We start from the raw sequence: 22,557 nt of genomic DNA, 5'->3' as shown, positions 1-22,557 counted from the left end.
CCAGCTGAGCTACCAAGTCATTTTATTTCCTTGAATGCGGGTGCAAATATATAAACATTTATTTATTTTGCAATGGGAATTTATTATAAATTTGTCTTTTTTTGCAATTAATTTCTTAACCCTTTAGTTTATAGGGAATTATTTATTTATGAAAATTGTTTTGTTAGGTTACATGGGTTGCGGTAAGTCGGTAGTAGGAGCTTTTTTGGCAAAAAAGTTGCAATTTTCATTCTATGATTTAGACCAAGAAATTGAAAAGGCAACCAAACAATCCATTACTGTATTGTTTCAAAGTAAAGGAGAAATTTATTTTAGAAAAATTGAGAACGAAATCTTGAAACAATTTTTGGCAAAAGAAGAAAATTTCGTTTTAAGTTTAGGTGGTGGAACACCGTGTTATTACGATAACCATGAATTGCTACAACAAAATGAAGTGTTTTCAATTTATTTAAAAGCTTCAGTAGATACTTTAGTAAATCGTTTAATTAAAGAAAAAAACCAACGTCCGTTACTTCATAATCAAGATGAAGTTTCTTTGAAAGATTTTATCAATAAGCATTTATTCGACCGAAACTTTTATTATCATCAGGCTACTAAAACAGTTAACGTTGATGATAAGTCGGTAGAGCAAATTGCAAATGAGATAAATACTTTATTAGCTTAAGTAAGCATAGGAGTTGTCTTCTTCAAAAACAACTTGAATATGTTCTTGTAGAGATGTTGATAATGATAATCCTTTAAAATCAGCCTTTACCGGATATTTTTTATGATTTCTATCTACTAAAACAGCGGTTTTAAATTTGCTAAGAGGGACTTCTAAAAAGTGTTTTACACCATAAATTAAGGTAGTTCCAGAACTCAAGACATCGTCAATTAAGACTAAGGCTTTGTTTTTATAATCTTCTTGAGTTATAGTTGTTGTTACAGTATCTTGTGGTTGTTGTTTATTGATTTTAACTTCACAAAGCGTTACATTCAAATCCGAAATTAAAGCTAATTCTGCAGCTATTTTTTCAGCAAAAATAAATCCGTTGTTAGCAATTCCAGCCAAGATTACTTCCTCTTCATTAACGAAGGTTTCGTAAATTTGGTATGCAATTCGTTTTGTTTTGTGTTTAATTTCTTCGTGCGTTAAAATAATATTTTCCATGTGTGTTGTTATTTGACCTCAAAGATAAAAAAGAGTTCTTTATTTTCTCGAGGCTTTATCGAATTATGTGCTTTTTCTAGTGTTTTTATGTTGAATTTATCCGAAAACAGATTCAAATATTCTGTTTTTGAACCTCCAAATGGTGGACCTTCAGCTGTTAAAGGAAAGTCGAATAATAATCCAGCTAATTTCCCTTTCGAGTTTAAAAGTGAAGTCATTTTTTCAACATATTTCGAACGCATTTCTGGTGGTAAAGCGCAGAAAAACGTTTGTTCTAGAATTAAGTCGAAAGTATCATTCAATTTAAAAAAATCAGAATGTATCAAATGTGAGGTGTATTCTGGCTTTCTTTTTTTAATATTTTCTAATGGAGTTTCTGCAATATCAATCACATAAACATTTGAGAATCCTTTTTCAATTAAATAATCAAATTCATAACCATTCCCGGCACCTGGAATTAAAATTTTGATATTCTTATTAGTCAATTGGTCAATGTATTCTTTTAGGGGTGTTGTAATCGAACCCGCGTCCCAACCCGTTTCTCCTTTTTGATAGCGTTCTTCCCAGTAATTCATTTTATTCAAAATCTTCGGTTTCGTTGTTATCGTCTAAGTAGTCATCAATATCTCTTCGCTCTTTCTTAGTGGGGCGACCCGTTCCATGAGCTCGATAATGCTCTTTAGATAGTTTTAATAATTCCAAATGTTCAAAAGCTTCTTTAGGGGTTTCGTCTTTTCGATACATATCAACTAATTTAGCGCCTAAACGATTTTGAGGAATATCTAAAATAGTTAATTTGTAGTTAATTTGATCTTTACGAAGTGTAATCTTATCGGTAGGAAAAATTTCTCTTGAAGCTTTTGCTACTTGTCCATTAACGGTTACATGGCCTTTTTTAACAGCTTCAGCAGCAATGCTTCGGGTTTTATAATAACGTAAACACCATAAAAGTTTATCTATTCGCATAATATAAATCAAAAAACCATGTTAATATTTCTACAAAAATAAATGAAAATTGTATCTTGCGCCCTATAAATTTTATAATAATGAGAAGTCTTTTAAAAATAGCCCTTTTATTCACAGTTGCTTTTACTTTTTATGCTTGTCCTCAAGATGACATTGGGCCACAAGCAACTCCTGCCAGACCATATGCCGAAGTATACCAAGAAGATTTAGCAAAAATTGAAGAGTTTTTAGATACACATTATGTAACTGTTGATGCCAATTATAATACAGAATTTTTTGAAATACCAGAAGGAGGAACTCAAACTCCTATTTCTGCAATGACAGAGTTAGAATCAATAAATAGAAATATACACAACATTTCATATAAAATTTATTATTTAAAACTTAGAGAAGGAGTTGGTGAAAGCCCTACTCGTATTGATTCGTCTTTTGTTTCATATAAAGGAAATTTAATGTCTGATGTTTCAGTTACTTTTGATCAATCTTCAACGCCCGTATGGTTTGCTCTAGAGGATGTAATAAGAGGTTGGGGAGAAATTATCCCACAATTTAAAACAGGAACTCACACTGCTAATCCTGATGGTACAATTACTTTTGATAATTATGGTGCAGGTGTTATGTTTTTACCATCTGGTTTAGGGTATTTTAATACAGCTACTGGTAATATACCTTCTTATTCTCCTTTAATCTTTAATTTTAAATTATACAATCTGCAATTTAGAGACCATGATAGAGATAGAATTCTTTCAAAATATGAATATGGTTCTGATTTTAATGCTGAAGCAATTGATACTGACAATGACGGTTTGCCCGATTATATTGATGTTGATGATGACGGTGATGGTACTTTAACAAAAAAAGAGATTAAATTTACTTACATGGATGGAGGAGTTGAAAAAACTGGCTATTATCCTTATAACGGGGCGACTATAGATAATCCTGTAACACCTTATGATGAAAGAAGAGGTATTCCAAGAAAATTCACTGGTCCAATTGTACCACCTTCTACTTTACCTTCTGCTTTGGAATCAGACTTTACTGATCCAAATAGATTAAGAAGACATTTAGATAAGACATGTAAACCTCCTTATTCAAATTAGTAAAAAAATATGTAACAAAAATCCCGATTTCAATTGAAATCGGGATTTTTTTGTAAAAAGAAAAGTAAATTACTTTCTCTTTAGTACTTTTTCAACTTTTTCAATTATTGCAGCGCTGTTTAAACCATATTTTTCCATTAATTGGTCTGGTGTTCCACTTTCTCCGAAGCTGTCGTTAACCGCTACAAATTCTTGTGGTACTAAATGGTTTTGAATTAACGTTCTAGAAACGCTTTCTCCTAAACCACCAATAATATTATGTTCTTCTGCCGTAACTACACAACCTGTTTTCTTTACCGATTTTAAAATTGCTTCTTCGTCTAAAGGTTTAATTGTGTGAATGTTAATTACTTCTGCTGAAATTCCTTTAGCTTCTAAAGCTTCTGCAGCTACTAAAGCTTCCCAAACTAAATGTCCAGTAGCAATAATCGTAACATCAGTACCTTCGTTTAACATAATGGCTTTTCCAATTACGAAAGGCTCATCAGCAGGCATGAAGTTAGGTACCACTGGACGACCAAAGCGTAAATAAGCTGGCCCATGATGATCTGCTAAAGCAATAGTTGCTGCTTTCGTTTGGTTGTAATCGCAGGTGTTGATAACTGTCATTCCAGGCAACATTTTCATCAAACCAATGTCTTCTAAGATTTGGTGTGTTGCTCCATCTTCTCCAAGCGTTAATCCTGCGTGAGAAGCACAAATTTTTACATTTTTATCTGAATACGCTACTGATTGACGAATTTGGTCATAAACTCTTCCTGTAGAAAAGTTAGCGAAAGTTCCCGTGAAAGGAATTTTTCCACCAATCGTTAATCCAGCTGCAATTCCAATCATGTTTGCTTCTGCAATACCAATTTGAAAAAAACGCTCAGGGTGGTTTTTCTTAAAATCATCAAATTTTAATGACCCAATTAAATCTGCACAAAGTGCTACTACATTTTCGTTTTTTTGACCTAATTCGGTCATACCAGCTCCAAAACCTGATCGGGTATCTTTACTGCCTTGATTTGTATATTTTTTCATTTGTTTTAAATTCAAAGATTAGAAATTGAAAGATTCTAAAATTATTAATAATCTTTTTCTCCTCCTGTGTTATAGTTTTGTTCTAACGCTTTTGCTAATTGCTCATCATTTGGTGCTTTACCGTGCCAAGCGTGTGTGTGCATCATGAAATCTACTCCATTACCCATTTCGGTGTGTAATAAAATACAAACTGGTTTTCCGTTTCCTGATTTCGCTTTTGCTTCTGCCAATCCTAATTTTATGGCATCTATATTATTTCCCTCTTTGATTTCTAAAACAATCCAATCAAAAGCTTCAAATTTAGCTTTAACGCTTCCCATTGCCAAAACTTCATCCGTTGTTCCGTCAATTTGTTTCCCGTTTAAGTCGATTGTTGCAATTAGGTTGTCTACTTTTTTTGCTGAAGCATACATAATTGCTTCCCAGTTTTGTCCTTCTTGTAATTCTCCATCACCTAAAAGAGCAAACACTAAATGATTATCATTGTTCAATTTTTTTGCTTGAGCAGCACCAATGGCAACTGATAAGCCTTGTCCTAACGAACCCGATGCCATACGAACTCCAGGTAAACCTTCGTGAGTGGTTGGATGACCTTGCAATCTTGAATTTAATTTTCTAAAAGTTGCTAATTCTGCTACAGGAAAGTAACCACTTCTTGCTAAAACACTATAAAACACAGGTGAAATATGTCCGTTTGATAAGAAGAAAATATCTTCACCAATTCCGTTCATATCAAAACCTTCTTTGCGTTTCATAACGTCTTGATAAAGGGTTACCAAAAATTCAGCACATCCCAATGAACCTCCTGGGTGACCTGAATTTACGGCATGAACCATACGAAGAATATCTCTTCGAACTTGTGTTGTAAAATCTTGTAGTTGTTGTGTGTTAGACATTATAAAGGATATATATGTTAATTGCATGCAAAAGTAATTTTATTTTTTTGGTGGTACAAATCATTTTGTTAGAAGTTATTAAGAATTGGTTTTTTTGGTAGATGATGGATGATGGGCGAGGGGTGATGGGTGATGGGAGATTGGTTGTGTTGAGTATAATTTGATTTTTAAACTTAAACTTGAACTTGAATTTTCTAATTTTATCCTAAATTCTAAAACTACAATTGAAATTAATTTATCTTTGCGATTCGTAAAAGCACAATATGAAGTTTGATTTAATTACCAAAGATCCTAAAAGTAAAGCCAGAGCAGGAAAAATAACAACTGACCACGGTGTTATTGAAACCCCAATTTTTATGCCCGTAGGAACTGTTGCTTCTGTTAAAGGAGTACACCAGCGTGAGCTTAGAAACGATATTAATCCCGATATTATTTTAGGAAACACCTATCATTTATATTTAAGACCTCAAACTAAAATTTTAGAAGCAGCTGGAGGTTTGCATAAATTCATGAATTGGGATAGAAATATTTTAACCGATTCTGGAGGTTATCAAGTATATTCTTTATCAGGAAGAAGAAAGATTAAAGAAGAAGGGGTAAAATTTAAATCGCATATTGATGGTTCGTATCATTTCTTTTCGCCAGAAAATGTAATGGAAATTCAACGTACAATTGGAGCTGATATTATTATGGCTTTCGACGAATGTACACCCTATCCATGCGATTATCGTTATGCAAAACGCTCGATGCACATGACACATCGTTGGTTAGATAGATGTATCACACATCTAGAAAAATTACCATTTAAATATGGTTACGAACAAACGTTTTTTCCTATTGTTCAAGGAAGTACTTATAAAGATTTGAGAGCACAATCGGCAGAATATATTGCAAATGTAGGCGCTCAAGGGAATGCTATAGGTGGATTATCAGTAGGTGAACCAGCGGAAGAAATGTACGAAATGACAGAAGTAGTTACCGCAATTCTTCCAGAAGACAAGCCAAGATATTTGATGGGAGTGGGAACACCAATCAATATTTTAGAAAATATAGCGTTAGGAATTGATATGTTTGATTGTGTTATGCCAACACGTAACGCTAGAAACGGAATGTTGTTTACAGCTCATGGTTCAATCAATATCAAAAATAAAAAATGGGCGGATGATTTCTCGCCAATTGATGAAATGGGGCATACTTGGGTAGATACAGAGTACTCAAAAGCATATTTAAGACATTTATTTGCCGCTGATGAATTTCTAGGAAAACAAATTGCAACCATTCACAATTTAGGTTTTTATATGTGGTTAGTGCGCGAAGCAAGAAGGCAAATTATCGCAGGAACATTCCGTGAATGGAAAGACAAAATGGTGATTCAGATGAGTCAACGACTTTAAAATTGGTTTCAGGTTTCAAGTTTAATGTTGGTTTGAAACTTGAAACCTGAAACTTGAAACTAAAAATATGAAAATAATAGATAAATACATTTTAAAACGTTATTTGGTCACTTTTTCGGTGATGTTGATTATGTTTATTCCTATTGGAATTACAATCGATGTTTCTGAAAAAGTAAACAAAATGATTGAAAAGAAAATCCCATTAAAGGATATTTTGGTTTATTATGGTGATTTTACAATTTATTTTGCCAACCTATTATTTCCTATTTTTTTGTTTTTATCTATCATTTGGTTTACTTCTAAATTAGCTAATAATACAGAGATTATTGCTATTTTAAGTTCGGGTATTTCGTTTTCAAGATTTTTACGACCTTTTATTTACGGCGCTGTCATTGTTTCCATTTTTGCTTTATTAATGGGGTTTTTCTTAGTTCCAAAAGCAAGTAAAGGATTCAATGATTTTAGATATGAAAATTTAAAAGGGAATAACAAAACCAGAGAAACTTCTGATATTTTTAGACAAATCAAAAAAGAAGGAAAGATTGAAGAAAATATTTATGTGAGCAACTATAATTATTTATCGCAAACAGGTTTTAATTTTACTTTTGAAAAATTTCAGGATAATGTATTGGTCGAAAAAGTTACGGCTACACGAATCCGTTATAATGAAGTAACTAAACGATACATATTATTTGGTTATAATCAAAGAATAGTAGGTGAAACTAATGATCAAATAATTACTAGTGAAAAAATCACAAAAGCCTATAATTTTGAACCCGATGATTTAACACCTGTAGTGTATGTTGCTGAAACTATGACTATAGGGCAATTAAATGCTTTTATTAATAAAGAACGAGAAAGAGGTAACGCCAATATTAATACTTATTTGGTGGTTTTTTATAAAAAATTTAGTTTACCAATTTCGGCTTTCATTTTAACGATTATTGCTGTTGCTGTATCGTCTATGAAACGAAGAGGTGGAATGGGAATTAATCTAGCCATCGGAATTGTTATTGCCTTTACGTTTATTTTCTTTGATAAAGTATTTGGAACCTTAGCTGAAAAATCGAGTATTCCTCCATTTATTGCAGTATGGTTTCCTAATCTAGTTTTCGGAATTTTAGCTGCTTATTTACTTCGCAATGCAAAACGATAATTTAAAAAGTTATTTACATCTTCATGTAATTGTATTTATTTGGGGATTTACTGCTATTTTAGGAAAACTAATTTCATTAGAAGCCTTAGATTTGGTTTGGTATCGTATGCTGTTTGCTTCTTCAATTATGACGGTTGTTGTGTTATTAAGCAAGGAAAAAGTAAAAGTACCATTTCATATTTTTATAGGGTTTATTGTTGCAGGAATAATTATTGCGGCTCATTGGCTAACCTTTTATCAAGCTATTAAAGTTTCAAATGTTTCTATAACTTTAGCTTGTTTGTCCACAGGTGCTTTTTTTGCTTCCATTTTAGAGCCTATTTTTTATAAAAGAAAGATTATTTGGTACGAATTGCTTTTTGGAGTCATTGTAATAGTAGGATTAGGGATTATATTTAACGTAGAAACCAAATATACTACCGGAATTTATCTAGCTGTTTCTTCCGCTTTTTTATCCGCACTCTTTTCGGTTATCAATGGAAAATATGCAAAAGAATTCGATCCAAATGTAATTTCATTGTATGAATTATCAAGCGGTGTTTTCTTTTTAAGTATCTACTTGTTTTTTGCAGGAAGTTTTACACCCGCATTTTTTGCAATTTCAGTAAATGATTTGATTTGGTTGTTCTTGTTATCCTCTATTTGTACAGCTTATGCATTTTCAGCATCGGTAAAGGTTATGAAATTTTTAAGTCCTTTTACAGTAATGTTAACCATCAATTTAGAACCAATTTACGGAATCATTTTAGCGTTATTAATATTTAAAGACGGTGAAGAAATGAAGCCTCTTTTTTACGTGGGCGCTCTTATAATTTTAGCCACTGTAATTGCTAACGGAATTGTAAAAAGTTATAAAAAAGTAACAACTAATTAACGATTAGTTTACTAAAGTTAATTGAAAATTTTATCTTTGTCACAACAAACACAAACCCTAATAAACCGATTATGGAATATTTAGATTTTGAATTACCTATTAAAGAGCTTGAAGACCAATTAGATAAATGTCAAATTATCGGTCAAGAGTCAGATGTTGATGTGTCTAACACATGCAAACAAATTGAGAAGAAATTAGAAGAAACCAAGAAAAAAATATATAAAAACCTTACCGCTTGGCAACGCGTTCAATTATCGCGACATCCAAATCGTCCGTATACATTAGAGCATATTACTAATATTACGAATGGAACGTTTTTAGAACTTTTTGGAGATAGAAATTTCAAAGATGATAAAGCGATGATTGGAGGACTAGGTCAAATAAACGGTCAGTCTTTCATGATTATTGGACAGCAAAAAGGAATTAATACTAAAATGCGCCAATATAGAAACTTCGGAATGGCAAATCCAGAAGGATATCGCAAAGCATTACGTTTAATGAAAATGGCAGAGAAATTCAATATTCCTGTATTAACATTAATCGACACCCCGGGTGCTTATCCTGGTTTAGAAGCTGAAGAAAGAGGGCAAGGTGAAGCTATCGCTAGAAACATTTTTGAAATGGCTCGTTTAAAAACCCCTATTATTTCAATTATTATTGGAGAAGGGGCTTCTGGTGGAGCATTAGGAATTGGAGTAGGAGATAGAGTTTATATGCTAGAGAATACTTGGTATTCTGTAATTTCTCCAGAATCTTGTTCGTCTATCTTATGGAGAAGTTGGGAATACAAAGAGCAAGCTGCTGAAGCTTTAAAATTAACTTCTTTTGATATGAAAAAACAGAAGTTAATTGACGATATTATCCCTGAACCACTTGGTGGCGCTCACTATGACAAAGAAACTACTTTTAAAACAGTTGCAGAATATGTTACTAAAGCATATAACGAATTAAAAGATTTATCAACAACTGATTTGGTGGCAAAACGAATGGATAAATATAGTAAGATGGGTGAATTCAAAGAGTAATCACTTGTTTACAATTATAAATAAAAATCCGAAGCCATAAGTTTCGGATTTTTTTTGGCTTATCAACAATATTTTTAAGTTATTAACAGTTGGGTATTAAGAACTCAAAATGTTTTTTTGTAAAATTTGGTTAACTTCGCAATATGGAAAATGTCAGAAATGTAAACCCGATAAAAGTAGATAAAACTACCATTATCAATTTAGAAAAAGGAAAGTTGCCTCCTCAAGCGTTAGACCTTGAAGAAGCTGTACTTGGTGCTATGATGATTGATAAAAAAGGGGTAGATGAAGTAATTGATATTTTACAACCCGATGCCTTCTATAAAGACGCTCATAAGTACATTTTTGAGGCTATTGTGCAATTGTTTAATGAAACCCAACCTATTGACTTATTAACCGTTTCGGCACAATTAAAGAAAAACGGAAAATTAGAACTTTCAGGTGGTGATTTTTACTTAATTCAATTAACTCAAAAGATTTCTTCTTCAGCCCATATTGAGTTTCACTCGCGTATTATTCTTCAAAAATACATTCAAAGAAGTTTGATCAAAATTTCAAGTGAAATTATTGAAGAATCGTATGACGAATCAACTGATGTATTTGATTTACTTGACAAAGCGGAGTCAAAACTGTACGAAGTTACACAAGGAAACATCAAACGTAGTTCCGAAACTGCGCAAAGTTTAGTAATTCAAGCTAAAAAGCGAATTGAAGAAATTGCAGGTAAAGAAGGATTAAGTGGAATTCCAACAGGATTTCATGAATTAGATAAATTAACGTCAGGTTGGCAACCATCTGATTTAATTATTGTGGCGGCTCGTCCAGGTATGGGTAAAACGGCTTTTACTTTATCGATGGCTCGAAATATGGCCATTGATTATGGTGCGCCAGTTGCCTTTTTCTCATTAGAGATGTCATCTGTTCAGTTAATTACACGTTTGATTTCGTCTGAAACAGGATTGTCATCTGAAAAATTAAGAACAGGAAAATTAGAAAAACACGAGTGGGAGCAATTGTCTATCAAAGTAAAAGACTTGGAAAAAGCACCTTTATATATTGATGATACACCATCGTTATCGATTTTCGATTTACGTGCTAAAGCAAGGCGACTTTCTTCTCAATATGGCATCAAAATGATTGTAATCGATTACCTTCAGTTGATGACAGCTGGTGGAAATGGAAAAGGAGGCGGAAATCGTGAACAAGAAATTTCAACTATTTCTCGAAACTTAAAAGCATTAGCAAAAGAGTTGAACGTCCCAGTAATTGCACTTTCTCAGTTATCGCGTGCCGTGGAAACGCGTGGCTCTAGTAAACGACCATTACTTTCCGATTTGAGGGAATCTGGAGCAATTGAGCAAGATGCCGATATCGTATCGTTTATTTACCGTCCAGAATATTATAAAATTGACGAATGGGATGACGAAGAACGTTCTCCAACACAGGGTCAAGCCGAGTTTATTGTAGCAAAACATCGTAATGGTGGTTTAGATAATATTCGATTAAAATTCGTAGGAAGTTTAGGTAAGTTTGATAACTTAGATGACTTTAGTTCGCCTTTTGATTCACTTCCGTCTAAGATGAATTTAGATGATCAAAACCCTTTTATTACGCCAAATTTACCAACTCCTAATGAAGCTTTTGGTAGTACGATGAATAACTTCGATGATGATTCAGATGTTCCTTTTTAAAAAAAAAATTGATAAAATGTTAAAAACAGGTCATAAGCCTGTTTTTTTTATTAATTTTTTTACTACATTTATAATTCAATTATAAAAAAATATCCCTATGTCAGATTTCAAAATTACTCTCGAAGAAGCTCTTAAATGGATTAAAAATTGGAGAACTAATCTTCCACAAGAACCAGCTAAGGCTCACTTAATTCAAAAACAAGCATTGTTAGATGTTATGGCTCCAGACGATGTTGTGGCAGTTAGAGCATACATGGCAATTGATGATAAAGGAGTTCAAAAAGTAATATTAGTAGGAGTAGATGCTAATGGACAAGATTTAACAGATGATAATCATATTTTGGTTGATAAATCTTATCCTTGTCCTCCAGATTGTGGTGTTGAAAGTGTTTTACTTAATTTATAATAGTGCAATCTCAATATTACTTATTTGGTACCTCTGCAATCTTATGTTTGCTTTATTTTATAGGTTTTTTCAAGTTTGGAAAAACCTATAAAATTTTTACATTATATATTACGGGTGTCTTATTAATAGATTTTACAGCTTCTAATCTTTGGAAATGGTTCAAAATTTATAATATTTTTACATCCCATTTTTATGACTTGTTTCAATTTGTAATATTGAGTTATTTTTACGCTACTCTTTTACAGACTAAAAAACAGTTTCTTACAGTTTATATCTTATTAATTTTACTTCCTATTTTTTTATTGTCGAGATATATTTTTAATCCTCAAATGTTTTTTGAGTATAGTTTGTTAGAAACTTATTTAACTACAATGCCAATTATTATTTACGCTACGATGCATTTATATAATAATTTAGGACAAAGAACAGAGTTTTATTATGTTAATCTTGGAATTTTATTATATTTATTTGGAAGTACTTTTATTTTTCTCTTTTATGAATTAAATTCAATTTTAGATCGAAATAATATTTTCTATAAAAATATATCAACTATTAATATCACACTTCAATACGTAAAATTTGGGTTTTTCTTTTACCAATGGAAACTAATTTATTTTAACAAAGATGGAAACAATTAATATCGAAAATAAAGAACTTACTAAAGCTGTATTTTTTATACTCTTGGCCTTTTTATCTATGTTTTTGGTATTGATTTTATTTTTCTATTTTTCAAGAAAAAAAATAGTCCAAATTGAAGTAGACAAGAAAAATTTAGAAATCGACCACCAAAAAGAATTATTGAAGTCCGTTTTAATTACTCAGGAAGAAGAACGTAAACGTATTGCTCAAGATTTACATGATGATATTAGTTCGAAACTTAATGTGGTTTCACTTAACAGTCATTTATTAAAAACGCCCAATCTCAATGAAAACGAACAATTAGAAATCACTAATAATATAATTGAATTAACGCAAAAAGCGTTAGAGAATTCCAGACGTATTGCACATGATTTGTTACCGCCTGTTTTAGAGAAATTCGGACTTAATGCCGGGATTGAAGAACTCGTAGAAGAGTTCAATAGTACCAAAACTGTTAAAGTTTCATACGAAAACCAAATCGATTTTGAAAGCTATCCAGTTGAAAAACACCTACATATATTTCGCATTCTACAAGAATTGTTAAATAATTCACTTCGACACGGAAAAGCTACTAAAATTTCAATTCAATTTACTACTTTCGAAAATAGAAAAACTTGTACCTATATCGATAATGGCTTAGGTTTTGATAGTTTTAGTGAAGAAAATCAAAAAGGTTTGGGAATGAAGAATATAGAAAGTAGAATTAATTTTTTAGGAGGTGATTTTACCTTTACTTCAAAACCAAATGAAGGAGTAAAAATGGTATTTAATTTCAATTAATGGAAAACAAAATCAAAATAATTTTAGCCGACGACGAAGAATTGTTCCGCAAAGGAATTTATTTTTTGCTTCAACGTGAACCTAATTTTGAAATTATTTTCGAAGCTTCTAACGGAAGTGAGTTAGTAGATCATCTAAAAACTACTTCCGAACTTCCTGATATCATTATGATGGATTTAAAAATGCCATTGTTAAATGGTGTAGAAGCCACTAAACTTATTCACAAAGATTTTCCGAGAATTAGAATTATAGCATTAACAAGTTATAACACTAAATCGTTTATAGCTAATATGATTCATGTAGGAGCTGCATCGTATTTAGTAAAAAATGCTTCTCCAATTGATATGATTAAGACCGTTAATGAAGTTGCCCAAAAAGGATTTTACTATAACGAAATTGTGATGGAAGTAATTCATCAAAATATGATTTCAAACGCTTCTTCAAAAACTGTTTTAGATGAAGATTTCTTGACAGATAGAGAAAAAGAAGTGTTAGAATTAATATGTAAACAATATAGTTCGGCTGAAATTGGAGAAATGCTTAGCTTGAGCGCACGCACAGTTGATGGTCATAGAAACAACCTTTTACTTAAAACCAACTCAAAAAACATGGCAGGATTGGTAATCTTTGCCATTCAAAACAAAATTATTAATTTGGATGATTCCAGTGATGCTATTGAATCTTAAATAATTTAGTATACAATTAAATTAATAGTTTTTACAGAATTGAAAAACCAAAACAAAATATACTAGGATAGTTATTATAAGTACAACATATCCAATTTTTTTTAACAATTTCATTTCTCTCGAATTAATTAGCGATAAATTTCTACTGTTCGTGCTCATCTTTTCTTTTGTTTAGATTTTTCAAAACTAGAACAAAAAAATGTTCTGTGTAAGAGTAAAAATACCTGATTTTTAAACCAGGTAATTTTACGGGGGTAACCAGGTAATTTTACGGGGGTGCGACTTTAACATTTCTGTAAAAGATAATTCCTAGAAAAGTTATAAATTAGTCGAAATATTTTTATAATCCATGAAATTTAAAGGCTTTAACTTATTTATACTGTTGTTTTTACTTTGCTCTTTTTCGAGTAAAGCATCTTTTGTTTTATTACCTATGGAAACCGGAGGCCAACAAAATCATTTGAAAGCGTACGGGATTACCTATTGGGCTTTAGACAAAAACTACAAAGTAAGTTGGTTATTAAATTATCGTGGTGGTTCTTTTTTATTGCCCGATGCTCCAGAAATTAGAAAAGAATGTCAAATTCGTGGTGTAACTTTTGAAGTATTATCTGACGCTACTACAAATTCTATTCTAGACGAAATTAGTTCGCCATCACAAAATATGGAAACCGTTGTGCTAGAAAAAGCACCTAAAATAGCGGTTTATACTCCAAAAGGAAAACAACCTTGGGATGATGCTGTAACTATGGTGTTAACCTATGCCGAAATTCCTTTTGCAAAAGTTTACGATGAAGAAGTGTTGTCAGACCAATTATTGTTGTATGATTGGTTGCATTTACATCATGAAGATTTCACAGGTCAATATGGTAAGTTTTTTGGAAATTACAGAAGCACACCATGGTATATTCAGCAAAAAGCAGATGCGGAAGCTTTGGCAAAGAAGTTAGGCTACAATAAAGTTTCTCAAGCAAAGTTAGCTGTGGCAAAAAAAATCAGAGACTTTGTAATTGGTGGCGGATTCATGTTTGCTATGTGTTCGGCTACTGATAGTTTTGATATAGCACTTTCCGCAGAAGGAGTTGATATTTGCGAACCTATGTTTGATGGCGACGATTCCGATGCCAATTACCAAACTCGAATTGACTATTCCAATACATTTGCTTTTAAAGATTATACCTTAGTTCGTAATCCAATGGTATACGAATTTTCAGATATAGATACTACTGAGCAGCATGGAAAGGGAGCATTTACTATGGATAAAGACTATTTCACATTGATGGAATATTCTGCAAAATGGGATCCAATACCAACCATGTTGTGCCAAAATCACACGCAATTAGTAAAAGGATTCATGGGACAAACCACTGCTTTTGAGGCAGAAAAAATAAAATCGAATGTCTTAGTAATGGGCGAATGTAAAATTAACGGAGAAGCGCGCTACATTCACGGAACAAAAGGAAAAGGAATGTTCACATTTTATGGCGGTCACGATCCAGAAGATTACCAACATAGAGTAGGAGATGCACCAACGGTTTTAGATCTACATCCAAATTCACCAGGCTATCGCTTGATTTTAAACAACGTATTGTTTCCTGCTGCGAGAAAGAAAAAATTAAAAACATAGTTTATTTCAAAATATCCTTAATAATCATCCAATGATGTTTCGTATGTAATATCAAGAATTTCTCTGTTTCCCTCTTGTTTAAAACCCCAAAAAATGGATGCGGAAAATGAACATTTTTATCCAAAGTTTTCCAATCCTTAATATTTTCTCTCACTATTTCTAAACTTAAATTCAAAGTTTCAGGAGAAATATCACCTTCAGGTCTAACGATTTTTGGAGCTTTTGCTTTTCCTCTTGGAATCTTTTTCGCTACTGACATAATTAAAAAACGCTTAAAATTAAAATGCCATTGATATTCCGAAGGATTTGAATGTTTACAAGCCGTTACAATTTGGTCAATCGTTTTTAAACTATGCGCAATATGCCAACCCACACTTCCCGAAGAAATCGCTAAATTCACTTTATCAAAAGACGCAATATCCGATTCTAATTGATCTAAAAGCTTATGTAATTCTTGCATAATGTTAGTTGTTACTGTATTACTCTTACGTCATTTCGAGTGTTTTGTGTTTGTAAATCTTTAGATTTATAAATACAAAATATATTGAGAAAAACATCCGTTACCCATCACCATCATCCATCATCCATCACCCATCACCCATCATCCATCACTCATAATCCATCACCTTTTAAAACTTCCAAAATAAAATACGACTCACTTTATTCCCGTGCTTCATTTCTGTAATTTGGTACGTAGCTTTTACTTTTTTAAGATGCGAAAGCAACGTTTTCAAATTATCTTTTTTAGAAACTAACGACGAAAACCATTTGCACTGCGATTTAAAATGCACACTTTCATAAATCATATTGCTTATGAACGTCAATTCGCCACCTTCGCACCAAAGTTCGGAATTCACTCCGCCAAAGTTTAACGTAGGTTTCTTAGAATCTTCAATACCTAAGTTTTTATTTTTTCGAATCGTGCCTTTATTCGCTTCTTCTTTAGAACTATGAAAAGGCGGATTACAAATCGTCATGTCAAATTTATCTTCAGGAAGAATGATATTTTTAAAGATATTACGTTTTGAAGTTTGCAATCGCAACGTAACGTTTTCTTTTAATTTCTGATTCGAATTGATATTTTCCTGAGCCGCTTCAAAAGCTTGTTTGTCAACTTCGCTCCCTACAAAACGCCAATCGTATTCTGAAACACCAATAATCGGATAAATACAATTTGCTCCAATTCCGACATCTAAAATGCGAATTTTATGCTTTGTTTGAAGTGTACCATATGTATCTTCTAAAATATCCGCTGCTTGATGAATATACTCTGCTCGTCCAGGAATAGGCGGACAAAGAAATCCTTTTGGAATATCCCAATTTTTCAAACCATAATACTGCAACAACAACGCTTTGTTCAACATTTTCACCGCATCAGGATTCGCAAAATCAATCGTTTCGGTTCCGTATTCATTTACCGCAACAAAGGGCGCTAAATCAGGATTAGCCGCAATTAAAGTTTTGAAATCGTATTTGCCGTGATGTTTGTTTTTCGGATGAAAGCCGGTTATGGTTTTGGTCGTATTCAAAGTAATATTTTTAAAGTGTAAAGGTATTGAATTCTGGGGAATAATGAATGATTGTGCTTTAGGAAGGTTTTTAGTATTTTGAATTAAATTTCTTATATTTGAATTGTTACATGTATTAAAAAAACTTTGGTATTTTTTATTTAAATAAAACATATCAACATATAGACATTAAGTAAGTGATTAATCTAAACTAGTCAAGTAAAATTAAAATTTAAAATGGCAAATAAGTGGGGAATTCCTAAGGAAGTTGAAGAGTTTGTTTTAAGAAGAGATTTATTTTGTGTTTATTGTGGAGTTGATTTTTCAATTAATCACCAATCAAGAAAAACAAAGCCATCTTGGGAACATATCGTTAATGATATTTGTATTTCAACAATTAATAATATAGCTATTATTTGTACTTCTTGTAATGCAAGTAAAGGTGCTAAATTACTTGAGGATTGGTTAGATGGACAATATTGTAAAAGTAAAGGAATTACAAAAGAAACAGTTGCAGAAGTAGTTAAAAAAGCTATTATGAATCCACCATCTTTAACATAATAAATACCCGATAGCCCAAAATCACATTCAGAAAAATTAATTTATGAATAAATCAAAAACAGAAATAATAATAATTTTTATACTTTGGTTGAGCATAATTTCATCTTTACATCTAAATTATAAATTTGACATATTCTTAATATTTGGAATAATTGGATTAGCAATTGTTACAATTACATATAAAAAATATTATGAAATTAGTTTATCAATTTTCATCATTATTTTAATTTTATCAAGTTTTAATTTTATAAAATTCAATCTTGCTTTTGGTTTGAATTTTGGAATAGTAAGTATACCAAATTCTGTACTTCTAATAGTTTTAATTTACAAAAGGCGTAATGAAATTTTGGACTTAAAAGAAAAATGGTTTTCTGAAAGCGAGGAAGAAATTGAAATGCAAAAAAATAGAAAAATAGAATTTTTTAAAAATCAATTTAAAAATTTATCCGAAGCCGAACTGATAAGGAAATTATCCGAAGAAAAAATAATAGAAGAAGCCAAAAAAGCAGCAATCGAACTAATAAATTTAAAAAGTAAAACTGGAAAATAAAGTATACCTATTAGAGCAAAATTACACTCCGAGTCCACAAGTCTTATAGCACGGAATTGCATTCCGTGCCCACAATCAAAACATAATCATGAAAAAAAGATTTATTATAATTTTAGTATTCTTCATTTGTAATTTGTATTCTCAAGACTATAAAAAAATCAATAAGGTTATTAATATTTCTGACAGTTTAACATTTACAAAAGAGTTAAGAATATATAAAAACTTCAGTACAACCAATGGAAGTGAAGTATTTAGAATTTATCAATTGAAAGATAAGACTTGGAAGATTGAATTATATAAATTTTATGATGCAATTTCACCAAATGTAAAACCTAAATTTACTTTGGAATATTTACATTCTGATTCCAATTTAAATCATTTTTGGGCAAGAATTTTAGATACACATGCAGAGTTTTTGCCTGATATAAAAACGATAGATTATAAATTGAAAGGGAAAACTATTTTTGAATCTGATACCGATAATTATGGAAGTAATGAAAAAATAGCTTTTACAGATGGTATCGGTTATACAGCATTTATTAGAAACTATAATAAAGTTAATCGTTATAGTTTTTCAAATGCAGAGTCATATATAAAGTATTTTCCAGATGTCGATGAGTTAAATTCATATTGTAGTTTATTGAATTTAATTAGAACTCAATTTAATATTTGGAAAGATTAAATGATACAAATAAAAAACCCCGATTTTCATCGGGGTTTAATATATAAGTAAGATAAACTGAGTTAGACGTAATTATTTAATTTTATTAACGATAGCTGCGAAAGCTGCTGGGTGATTCATAGCTAAATCAGCAAGAACTTTACGGTTCAATTCGATATTGTTAGCTTTTAATTTCCCCATAAACTGAGAATAACTCATTCCGTGTAAACGAGCACCAGCGTTAATACGCATAATCCATAATGCACGGAAGTTTCTTTTGTTTTGTTTTCTATCACGGTAAGCATAAGCCATTGCTTTTTCTACCGCGTTTTTAGCTACAGTCCAAACGTTTTTACGTCTTCCAAAGAAACCTTTGGCTTGTTTTAATACTCTTTTTTTTCTAGCTTTTGATGCTACAGCATTTACTGATCTTGGCATAATTTTAAATGTTTTTTTGTAGTAAGGCGATCTTTCGATACTTCTAAATTCTGAATTCTATTTTCTGAGTTCAAAACAGCCCACTCCAGGGTTATTAATTGATTTTAACCAACAACATGTTGAAATATTTTTCCTTTAGTCACCCTCTCTTTTGGGGAGGGATGGGGTGGGGCTTAAATAATATTCAATTGTTGTTTAATACTTCTCTCATCTGTTGGGTGTACCAAAGTTGAGTGAGTTAAAGCTAATTTACGCTTTTTAGATTTTTTAGTCAAAATGTGACTTTTAAAAGCGTGCTTTCTTTTGATTTTTCCAGAGCCAGTAACTTTGAAACGTTTCTTAGCACTAGATTTAGTTTTCATTTTAGGCATTTTCTTCCTGTATTTATAATCTATCTTACTTATTATTTTTTAGTTTTCAGTCTTGGTTTTCAGATTAACTACTGAACACTGCGACTGTTAACTGTTTACTTTTTTTTCTTCGGAGCAATGTACATAATCATACGTTTTCCTTCTAAAACTGGCATCGCTTCAACTTTTCCAAACTCTTCCAATTCTTGAGCCAAACGTAATAATAAAATTTGTCCTTGCTCTTTATAGATAATCGAACGTCCTTTAAAGAATACAAATGCTTTTAATTTAGCACCGTCTTGTAAAAATTTGATGGCATTCTTTTTCTTAAACTCATAATCATGCTCATCTGTTTGAGGTCCAAAACGGATCTCCTTAATTACAATCTGAGTAGATTTTGCTTTAAGCTCTTTTTCTCTCTTCTTTTGTTGGTACAAAAACTTACCATAATCCATCAATTTACAAACGGGCGGTTCAGCATTTGGAGAAATCTCTACCAAATCAACTTCTTGCTCTTCAGCTAAGCGAAGGGCTTCTGCTATTTTGTAAACTCCAGGCTCAATATTTTCGCCTACTAAACGTACTTCAGGTACACGAATCAAATTGTTGATACGGTGCGCTGCTTTTTTCTCTTCGCGAGGTTGAAAACCTCTGTTGTTTCTAATTGCTATGGCTTTAAGATTTTAGTTAAACTTAAAATTGTTTTAATGTTTTATTGATTTCTTCGTTTATCATTGCTGCAAATTGCTCAATAGTAACCGATACATTTCCTTTTCCTTCTTGTCCGCGTTGTCTTACTGAAATCGTTCCGTTTTTCTCTTCTTCCTCGCCAACAATCAGCATAAACGGATATTTGTTCATCTCCGCTTCTCTAATTTTCTTACCGATTGTTTCATTTCGGTTGTCAATTAGGGCGCGAATTTCGTGATTTTCTAGCAAATCTAAAACTTTTTTAGCATAATTTTCATATTTCTCACTCAAAGACAAGATTATAGCCTGCTCTGGCATCAACCAAATTGGGAAATTTCCTGCTGTGTGTTCCAATAAAATAGCGATAAAACGTTCCATCGATCCAAAAGGCGCTCGGTGAATCATAACTGGTCGATGTAACTTGTCATCTGCACCTTTATAAGACAATTCAAAACGCTCTGGTAAGTTGTAATCTACCTGAATCGTTCCTAATTGCCAACTTCTACCTAAAGCATCTTTTACCATGAAATCCAATTTCGGTCCATAGAAAGCCGCTTCACCAGCTTCAATCACATAATTCAATCCTTTATCTTTCGCTGCACTGATAATTGCATTTTCTGCTTTTTCCCAGTTTTCAACGCTACCTATATATTTATCCGGATTGTCTAAATCACGAACTGAAACCTGAGCCGTAAAGTTTTCAAATCCTAACGAACCAAATACATATAATACTAGGTCGATTACATTTTTAAATTCAGCATCCAATTGATCAGGCGTACAGAAAATATGTGCATCATCCTGAGTAAATCCTCTAACACGAGTCAATCCATGCAATTCACCCGATTGCTCATAACGATAAACCGTTCCAAATTCAGCATAACGCTTTGGTAAATCTTTGTACGACCAAGGTCTTGCATTGTAAATCTCACAGTGGTGTGGGCAGTTCATTGGTTTTAGCAAGAACTCTTCGCCTTCCGCAGGAGTGTTAATCGGTTGGAAACTATCCGCACCATATTTAGCATAGTGTCCAGAAGTTACATACAAGTCTTTCATTCCAATGTGAGGCGTAACTACTTGCTCGTAACCTGCTTTTTTCTGTGCTTTTTTCAAGAATTGCTCTAATCTATCGCGCAAAGCAGCACCTTTTGGTAACCATAAAGGTAAACCTTGACCTACTTTTTGTGAAAAATGGAATAATTCTAATTCTTTTCCTAATTTTCTGTGGTCTCTGCGTTTTGCTTCTTCTAATAATTCAAGGTAATCTGTTAAGTCTTTTTGTTTTGGGAATGAAATTCCATAAACACGAGTTAACTGCTTATTCTTTTCATCACCTCTCCAATAAGCACCCGCCACCGATAAAATTTTCATCGCTTTGATAATACCCGTATTCGGAATATGACCACCACGACACAAATCAAAGAAGTTTGAATGATCGCAGAACGTAATCGTTCCGTCTTCTAAATTCGAAATCAACTCTGTTTTGTACTCATTATCTTTATAAACCTCCAATGCTTCCGCTTTCGAAACCGAACGCATTTTAAATTCATGTTTCTCTCTCGAAATTTCTAACACACGATCTTCAATCTTTTTGAAATCGGCATCCGTAATTTTTTTATCACCAAAATCTACGTCGTAATAAAAACCATTATCAATCGCAGGTCCAAGCGTTAATTTAATTCCAGGATACATTTCCTGAAGCGCTTGCGCCATCACGTGCGAAGTCGAATGCCAAAAAGCTTTTTTACCTTCTTTGTCATTCCATGTATATAATATAAGTGTACCGTCCGTCGTTAAGGTCGTCGTCGTTTCAATAGTGGTACCATTATAGGAAGCCGAAATCACGTTTCTAGCCAAACCTTCACTAATGCTTTTCGCAACATCCATTGGAGTAACTCCTTGAGCCATCTCCTTAACCGACCCGTCGGGTAAAGTAACTTTTATCATTGTTTAAAATTTATAAGGTGCAAATATAAACGAATAATAAAATCCATACAATATATATAAGGTATAATGTTAAAAAAGATTAGGAGCACGCATTTCGCATTCCATAAAGACTTTTCGTCCCGCTGTCCGCTATATCTTTTACAAACCTGTCAGGTTTGTAAAAGGATGCCGCTACCATCGGGGCTAGACAAGGGGTGTAGTATTCCATATAACTATTCCATTGGCTCGCCAAGCGAGCAACACCCCTAAAGTCCCCTCAAGGGGACAATTCCTTCTAAGAGTTTTTGAATATGTCAATTTCAATAAGAAATTCTGAAACTATACTTACATATAGTATATAAAACTTCTAAATTTTAAATAAACGAATGCCTCATAGAAAGAATTTCCCTCGCACCTGCGAGTTGTCATTCCGCCGAAGTAGGAATCTCCTGCACAGCAGGCT

At 32.3% G+C, this 22,557-nt stretch carries 25 protein-coding genes and 1 tRNA gene (1 of these 26 only partly in view); 14 read left to right on the top strand and 12 right to left on the bottom strand.

All coding sequences use genetic code 11. The annotated features are described in order from the left end of the window. Positions 1 to 19, bottom strand: a tRNA-Lys gene (locus V7P59_RS09430) (it extends 154 nt beyond the left edge of the window). Between the two features lie 129 nt (positions 20 to 148). Between V7P59_RS09430 and V7P59_RS09425 the strand changes: the two genes are divergently transcribed. Further along, positions 149 to 664 carry a shikimate kinase gene (locus V7P59_RS09425; RefSeq protein WP_333809916.1) on the top strand — a complete coding sequence of 172 codons (516 nt, stop codon included), beginning with the start codon at positions 149 to 151 and terminating at the stop codon, positions 662 to 664. Here V7P59_RS09425 and V7P59_RS09420 read toward each other — a convergent pair. Genes V7P59_RS09420 through V7P59_RS09410 form a run of 3 tightly spaced genes read right to left on the bottom strand, consistent with a single transcriptional unit; the run spans position 656 to position 2,116 of the window. Continuing rightward, positions 656 to 1,150 (bottom strand): phosphoribosyltransferase family protein, encoded by a 495-nt coding sequence (locus V7P59_RS09420; RefSeq protein WP_333809915.1) that lies wholly within the window; start codon positions 1,148 to 1,150, stop codon positions 656 to 658. The two genes, V7P59_RS09425 and V7P59_RS09420, sit on opposite strands and share 9 nt — an antisense overlap. An 8-nt stretch (positions 1,151 to 1,158) precedes the next feature. After that, positions 1,159 to 1,725, bottom strand: coding sequence for a methyltransferase domain-containing protein (locus tag V7P59_RS09415; protein WP_333809914.1), 567 nt, complete (start codon positions 1,723 to 1,725; stop codon positions 1,159 to 1,161). A gap of 1 nt (position 1,726) precedes the next feature. After that, the gene (locus tag V7P59_RS09410; RefSeq protein ID WP_333809913.1) at positions 1,727 to 2,116 is read right to left on the bottom strand and encodes an RNA-binding S4 domain-containing protein; all 390 of its coding nucleotides are present in this window, start codon (positions 2,114 to 2,116) and stop codon (positions 1,727 to 1,729) included. A gap of 80 nt (positions 2,117 to 2,196) precedes the next feature. Between V7P59_RS09410 and V7P59_RS09405 the strand changes: the two genes are divergently transcribed. After that, positions 2,197 to 3,216: an FKBP-type peptidyl-prolyl cis-trans isomerase gene (locus V7P59_RS09405; protein WP_333809912.1), complete on the top strand. Its 1,020-nt coding sequence runs from the start codon at positions 2,197 to 2,199 to the stop codon at positions 3,214 to 3,216. A 69-nt stretch (positions 3,217 to 3,285) separates the two neighbouring features. Here the strand turns inward: V7P59_RS09405 and V7P59_RS09400 are convergent, their stop codons facing one another. Both V7P59_RS09400 and V7P59_RS09395 read right to left on the bottom strand, forming a co-directional pair. Further along, positions 3,286 to 4,239 (bottom strand): transketolase family protein, encoded by a 954-nt coding sequence (locus V7P59_RS09400; RefSeq protein WP_333809911.1) that lies wholly within the window; start codon positions 4,237 to 4,239, stop codon positions 3,286 to 3,288. Between the two features lie 44 nt (positions 4,240 to 4,283). Further along, the gene (locus V7P59_RS09395) at positions 4,284 to 5,135 is read right to left on the bottom strand and encodes a transketolase (protein ID WP_442902418.1); all 852 of its coding nucleotides are present in this window, start codon (positions 5,133 to 5,135) and stop codon (positions 4,284 to 4,286) included. A gap of 263 nt (positions 5,136 to 5,398) precedes the next feature. Between V7P59_RS09395 and tgt the strand changes: the two genes are divergently transcribed. From tgt to V7P59_RS09350, 9 genes are all read left to right on the top strand, one after another. Further along, positions 5,399 to 6,529 carry a tRNA guanosine(34) transglycosylase Tgt gene (tgt, locus tag V7P59_RS09390; RefSeq protein ID WP_333809910.1) on the top strand — a complete coding sequence of 377 codons (1,131 nt, stop codon included), beginning with the start codon at positions 5,399 to 5,401 and terminating at the stop codon, positions 6,527 to 6,529. A 67-nt stretch (positions 6,530 to 6,596) separates the two neighbouring features. Then, positions 6,597 to 7,685: an LptF/LptG family permease gene (locus V7P59_RS09385; RefSeq protein WP_333809909.1), complete on the top strand. Its 1,089-nt coding sequence runs from the start codon at positions 6,597 to 6,599 to the stop codon at positions 7,683 to 7,685. Continuing rightward, complete coding sequence (locus V7P59_RS09380; RefSeq protein ID WP_333809908.1) at positions 7,672 to 8,559, top strand: DMT family transporter; 888 nt, start codon at positions 7,672 to 7,674, stop codon at positions 8,557 to 8,559. The genes V7P59_RS09385 and V7P59_RS09380 overlap by 14 nt, the downstream gene beginning before the upstream one ends. 71 nt (positions 8,560 to 8,630) lie before the next feature. Beyond that, a complete protein-coding gene (locus tag V7P59_RS09375) occupies positions 8,631 to 9,584 on the top strand; it encodes an acetyl-CoA carboxylase carboxyltransferase subunit alpha (protein WP_333809907.1) in 954 nt (317 codons plus the stop codon). A 143-nt stretch (positions 9,585 to 9,727) separates the two neighbouring features. Then, the gene (gene dnaB, locus V7P59_RS09370; protein ID WP_333809906.1) at positions 9,728 to 11,275 is read left to right on the top strand and encodes a replicative DNA helicase; all 1,548 of its coding nucleotides are present in this window, start codon (positions 9,728 to 9,730) and stop codon (positions 11,273 to 11,275) included. Between the two features lie 97 nt (positions 11,276 to 11,372). Then, positions 11,373 to 11,681, top strand: a complete 309-nt coding sequence (locus V7P59_RS09365) for a hypothetical protein (protein ID WP_333809905.1) — start codon at positions 11,373 to 11,375, stop codon at positions 11,679 to 11,681. A 624-nt stretch (positions 11,682 to 12,305) separates the two neighbouring features. Further along, positions 12,306 to 13,100 (top strand): sensor histidine kinase, encoded by a 795-nt coding sequence (locus V7P59_RS09360; RefSeq protein WP_333809904.1) that lies wholly within the window; start codon positions 12,306 to 12,308, stop codon positions 13,098 to 13,100. After that, on the top strand, positions 13,100 to 13,786 hold the full coding sequence (locus tag V7P59_RS09355) for a response regulator transcription factor (RefSeq protein ID WP_333809903.1): 687 nt from the start codon (positions 13,100 to 13,102) through the stop codon (positions 13,784 to 13,786). The genes V7P59_RS09360 and V7P59_RS09355 overlap by 1 nt, the downstream gene beginning before the upstream one ends. Before the next feature lie 349 nt (positions 13,787 to 14,135). Continuing rightward, positions 14,136 to 15,413 carry an asparagine synthetase B gene (locus V7P59_RS09350; protein ID WP_333809902.1) on the top strand — a complete coding sequence of 426 codons (1,278 nt, stop codon included), beginning with the start codon at positions 14,136 to 14,138 and terminating at the stop codon, positions 15,411 to 15,413. A gap of 1 nt (position 15,414) precedes the next feature. Here the strand turns inward: V7P59_RS09350 and V7P59_RS09345 are convergent, their stop codons facing one another. After that, positions 15,415 to 15,873 carry a DUF1569 domain-containing protein gene (locus V7P59_RS09345; protein WP_333809901.1) on the bottom strand — a complete coding sequence of 153 codons (459 nt, stop codon included), beginning with the start codon at positions 15,871 to 15,873 and terminating at the stop codon, positions 15,415 to 15,417. 169 nt (positions 15,874 to 16,042) lie between these two features. After that, positions 16,043 to 16,942 carry a 23S rRNA (adenine(1618)-N(6))-methyltransferase RlmF gene (gene rlmF / locus V7P59_RS09340; protein ID WP_333809900.1) on the bottom strand — a complete coding sequence of 300 codons (900 nt, stop codon included), beginning with the start codon at positions 16,940 to 16,942 and terminating at the stop codon, positions 16,043 to 16,045. Between the two features lie 216 nt (positions 16,943 to 17,158). On the opposite strand from rlmF, the gene V7P59_RS09335 reads away from it, so the two are divergent. From V7P59_RS09335 to V7P59_RS09325, 3 genes are all read left to right on the top strand, one after another. Continuing rightward, a complete protein-coding gene (locus V7P59_RS09335) occupies positions 17,159 to 17,482 on the top strand; it encodes an HNH endonuclease (RefSeq protein ID WP_333809899.1) in 324 nt (107 codons plus the stop codon). Positions 17,483 to 17,525: 43 nt separating this feature from the next. Then, positions 17,526 to 18,032 carry a hypothetical protein gene (locus V7P59_RS09330; RefSeq protein ID WP_333809898.1) on the top strand — a complete coding sequence of 169 codons (507 nt, stop codon included), beginning with the start codon at positions 17,526 to 17,528 and terminating at the stop codon, positions 18,030 to 18,032. Positions 18,033 to 18,120: 88 nt separating this feature from the next. Further along, positions 18,121 to 18,714, top strand: coding sequence for a hypothetical protein (locus V7P59_RS09325; protein WP_333809897.1), 594 nt, complete (start codon positions 18,121 to 18,123; stop codon positions 18,712 to 18,714). 72 nt (positions 18,715 to 18,786) lie between these two features. Here V7P59_RS09325 and rplT read toward each other — a convergent pair whose 3' ends face one another. The 4 genes from rplT to thrS form a co-directional block, all read right to left on the bottom strand. Beyond that, positions 18,787 to 19,131, bottom strand: a complete 345-nt coding sequence (gene rplT / locus V7P59_RS09320; protein ID WP_231843468.1) for a 50S ribosomal protein L20 — start codon at positions 19,129 to 19,131, stop codon at positions 18,787 to 18,789. A gap of 173 nt (positions 19,132 to 19,304) precedes the next feature. Then, positions 19,305 to 19,502, bottom strand: a complete 198-nt coding sequence (gene rpmI, locus V7P59_RS09315; RefSeq protein ID WP_026726127.1) for a 50S ribosomal protein L35 — start codon at positions 19,500 to 19,502, stop codon at positions 19,305 to 19,307. Positions 19,503 to 19,597: 95 nt separating this feature from the next. Further along, entirely contained in the window at positions 19,598 to 20,146 is a 549-nt protein-coding gene (gene infC, locus V7P59_RS09310; protein WP_297867860.1) for a translation initiation factor IF-3, read from the bottom strand. A 28-nt stretch (positions 20,147 to 20,174) separates the two neighbouring features. Beyond that, the gene (gene thrS, locus V7P59_RS09305) at positions 20,175 to 22,115 is read right to left on the bottom strand and encodes a threonine--tRNA ligase (RefSeq protein ID WP_333809896.1); all 1,941 of its coding nucleotides are present in this window, start codon (positions 22,113 to 22,115) and stop codon (positions 20,175 to 20,177) included. Positions 22,116 to 22,557: the final 442 nt, after the last annotated feature.

The sequence above is a fragment of the Flavobacterium sp. genome, assembly GCF_036782315.1.
Classification (GTDB): domain Bacteria; phylum Bacteroidota; class Bacteroidia; order Flavobacteriales; family Flavobacteriaceae; genus Flavobacterium.
Note: the sequence above shows the minus strand (reverse complement) of the source record. Positions and strands in the feature narration are given on the sequence as shown.

Excerpts from the sequence above, each read along its gene's own strand:
- V7P59_RS09400 (WP_333809911.1), bottom strand. The coding sequence starts at position 4,239 with ATGAAAAAATATACAAATCAAGGCAGTAAAGATACCCGATCAGGTTTT.
- V7P59_RS09395 (WP_442902418.1), bottom strand. The coding sequence starts at position 5,135 with ATGTCTAACACACAACAACTACAAGATTTTACAACACAAGTTCGAAGA.
- tgt (WP_333809910.1), top strand. The coding sequence starts at position 5,399 with ATGAAGTTTGATTTAATTACCAAAGATCCTAAAAGTAAAGCCAGAGCA.
- V7P59_RS09360 (WP_333809904.1), top strand. The coding sequence starts at position 12,306 with ATGGAAACAATTAATATCGAAAATAAAGAACTTACTAAAGCTGTATTT.
- rpmI (WP_026726127.1), bottom strand. The coding sequence starts at position 19,502 with ATGCCTAAAATGAAAACTAAATCTAGTGCTAAGAAACGTTTCAAAGTT.
- V7P59_RS09415 (WP_333809914.1), bottom strand. The coding sequence starts at position 1,725 with ATGAATTACTGGGAAGAACGCTATCAAAAAGGAGAAACGGGTTGGGAC.
- V7P59_RS09425 (WP_333809916.1), top strand. The coding sequence starts at position 149 with ATGAAAATTGTTTTGTTAGGTTACATGGGTTGCGGTAAGTCGGTAGTA.
- V7P59_RS09335 (WP_333809899.1), top strand. The coding sequence starts at position 17,159 with ATGGCAAATAAGTGGGGAATTCCTAAGGAAGTTGAAGAGTTTGTTTTA.
- V7P59_RS09385 (WP_333809909.1), top strand. The coding sequence starts at position 6,597 with ATGAAAATAATAGATAAATACATTTTAAAACGTTATTTGGTCACTTTT.
- V7P59_RS09420 (WP_333809915.1), bottom strand. The coding sequence starts at position 1,150 with ATGGAAAATATTATTTTAACGCACGAAGAAATTAAACACAAAACAAAA.
- V7P59_RS09325 (WP_333809897.1), top strand. The coding sequence starts at position 18,121 with ATGAAAAAAAGATTTATTATAATTTTAGTATTCTTCATTTGTAATTTG.
- V7P59_RS09410 (WP_333809913.1), bottom strand. The coding sequence starts at position 2,116 with ATGCGAATAGATAAACTTTTATGGTGTTTACGTTATTATAAAACCCGA.
- rplT (WP_231843468.1), bottom strand. The coding sequence starts at position 19,131 with ATGCCAAGATCAGTAAATGCTGTAGCATCAAAAGCTAGAAAAAAAAGA.
- V7P59_RS09330 (WP_333809898.1), top strand. The coding sequence starts at position 17,526 with ATGAATAAATCAAAAACAGAAATAATAATAATTTTTATACTTTGGTTG.
- V7P59_RS09345 (WP_333809901.1), bottom strand. The coding sequence starts at position 15,873 with ATGCAAGAATTACATAAGCTTTTAGATCAATTAGAATCGGATATTGCG.
- thrS (WP_333809896.1), bottom strand. The coding sequence starts at position 22,115 with ATGATAAAAGTTACTTTACCCGACGGGTCGGTTAAGGAGATGGCTCAA.
- V7P59_RS09350 (WP_333809902.1), top strand. The coding sequence starts at position 14,136 with ATGAAATTTAAAGGCTTTAACTTATTTATACTGTTGTTTTTACTTTGC.
- V7P59_RS09375 (WP_333809907.1), top strand. The coding sequence starts at position 8,631 with ATGGAATATTTAGATTTTGAATTACCTATTAAAGAGCTTGAAGACCAA.
- V7P59_RS09355 (WP_333809903.1), top strand. The coding sequence starts at position 13,100 with ATGGAAAACAAAATCAAAATAATTTTAGCCGACGACGAAGAATTGTTC.
- V7P59_RS09405 (WP_333809912.1), top strand. The coding sequence starts at position 2,197 with ATGAGAAGTCTTTTAAAAATAGCCCTTTTATTCACAGTTGCTTTTACT.
- V7P59_RS09365 (WP_333809905.1), top strand. The coding sequence starts at position 11,373 with ATGTCAGATTTCAAAATTACTCTCGAAGAAGCTCTTAAATGGATTAAA.
- dnaB (WP_333809906.1), top strand. The coding sequence starts at position 9,728 with ATGGAAAATGTCAGAAATGTAAACCCGATAAAAGTAGATAAAACTACC.
- V7P59_RS09380 (WP_333809908.1), top strand. The coding sequence starts at position 7,672 with ATGCAAAACGATAATTTAAAAAGTTATTTACATCTTCATGTAATTGTA.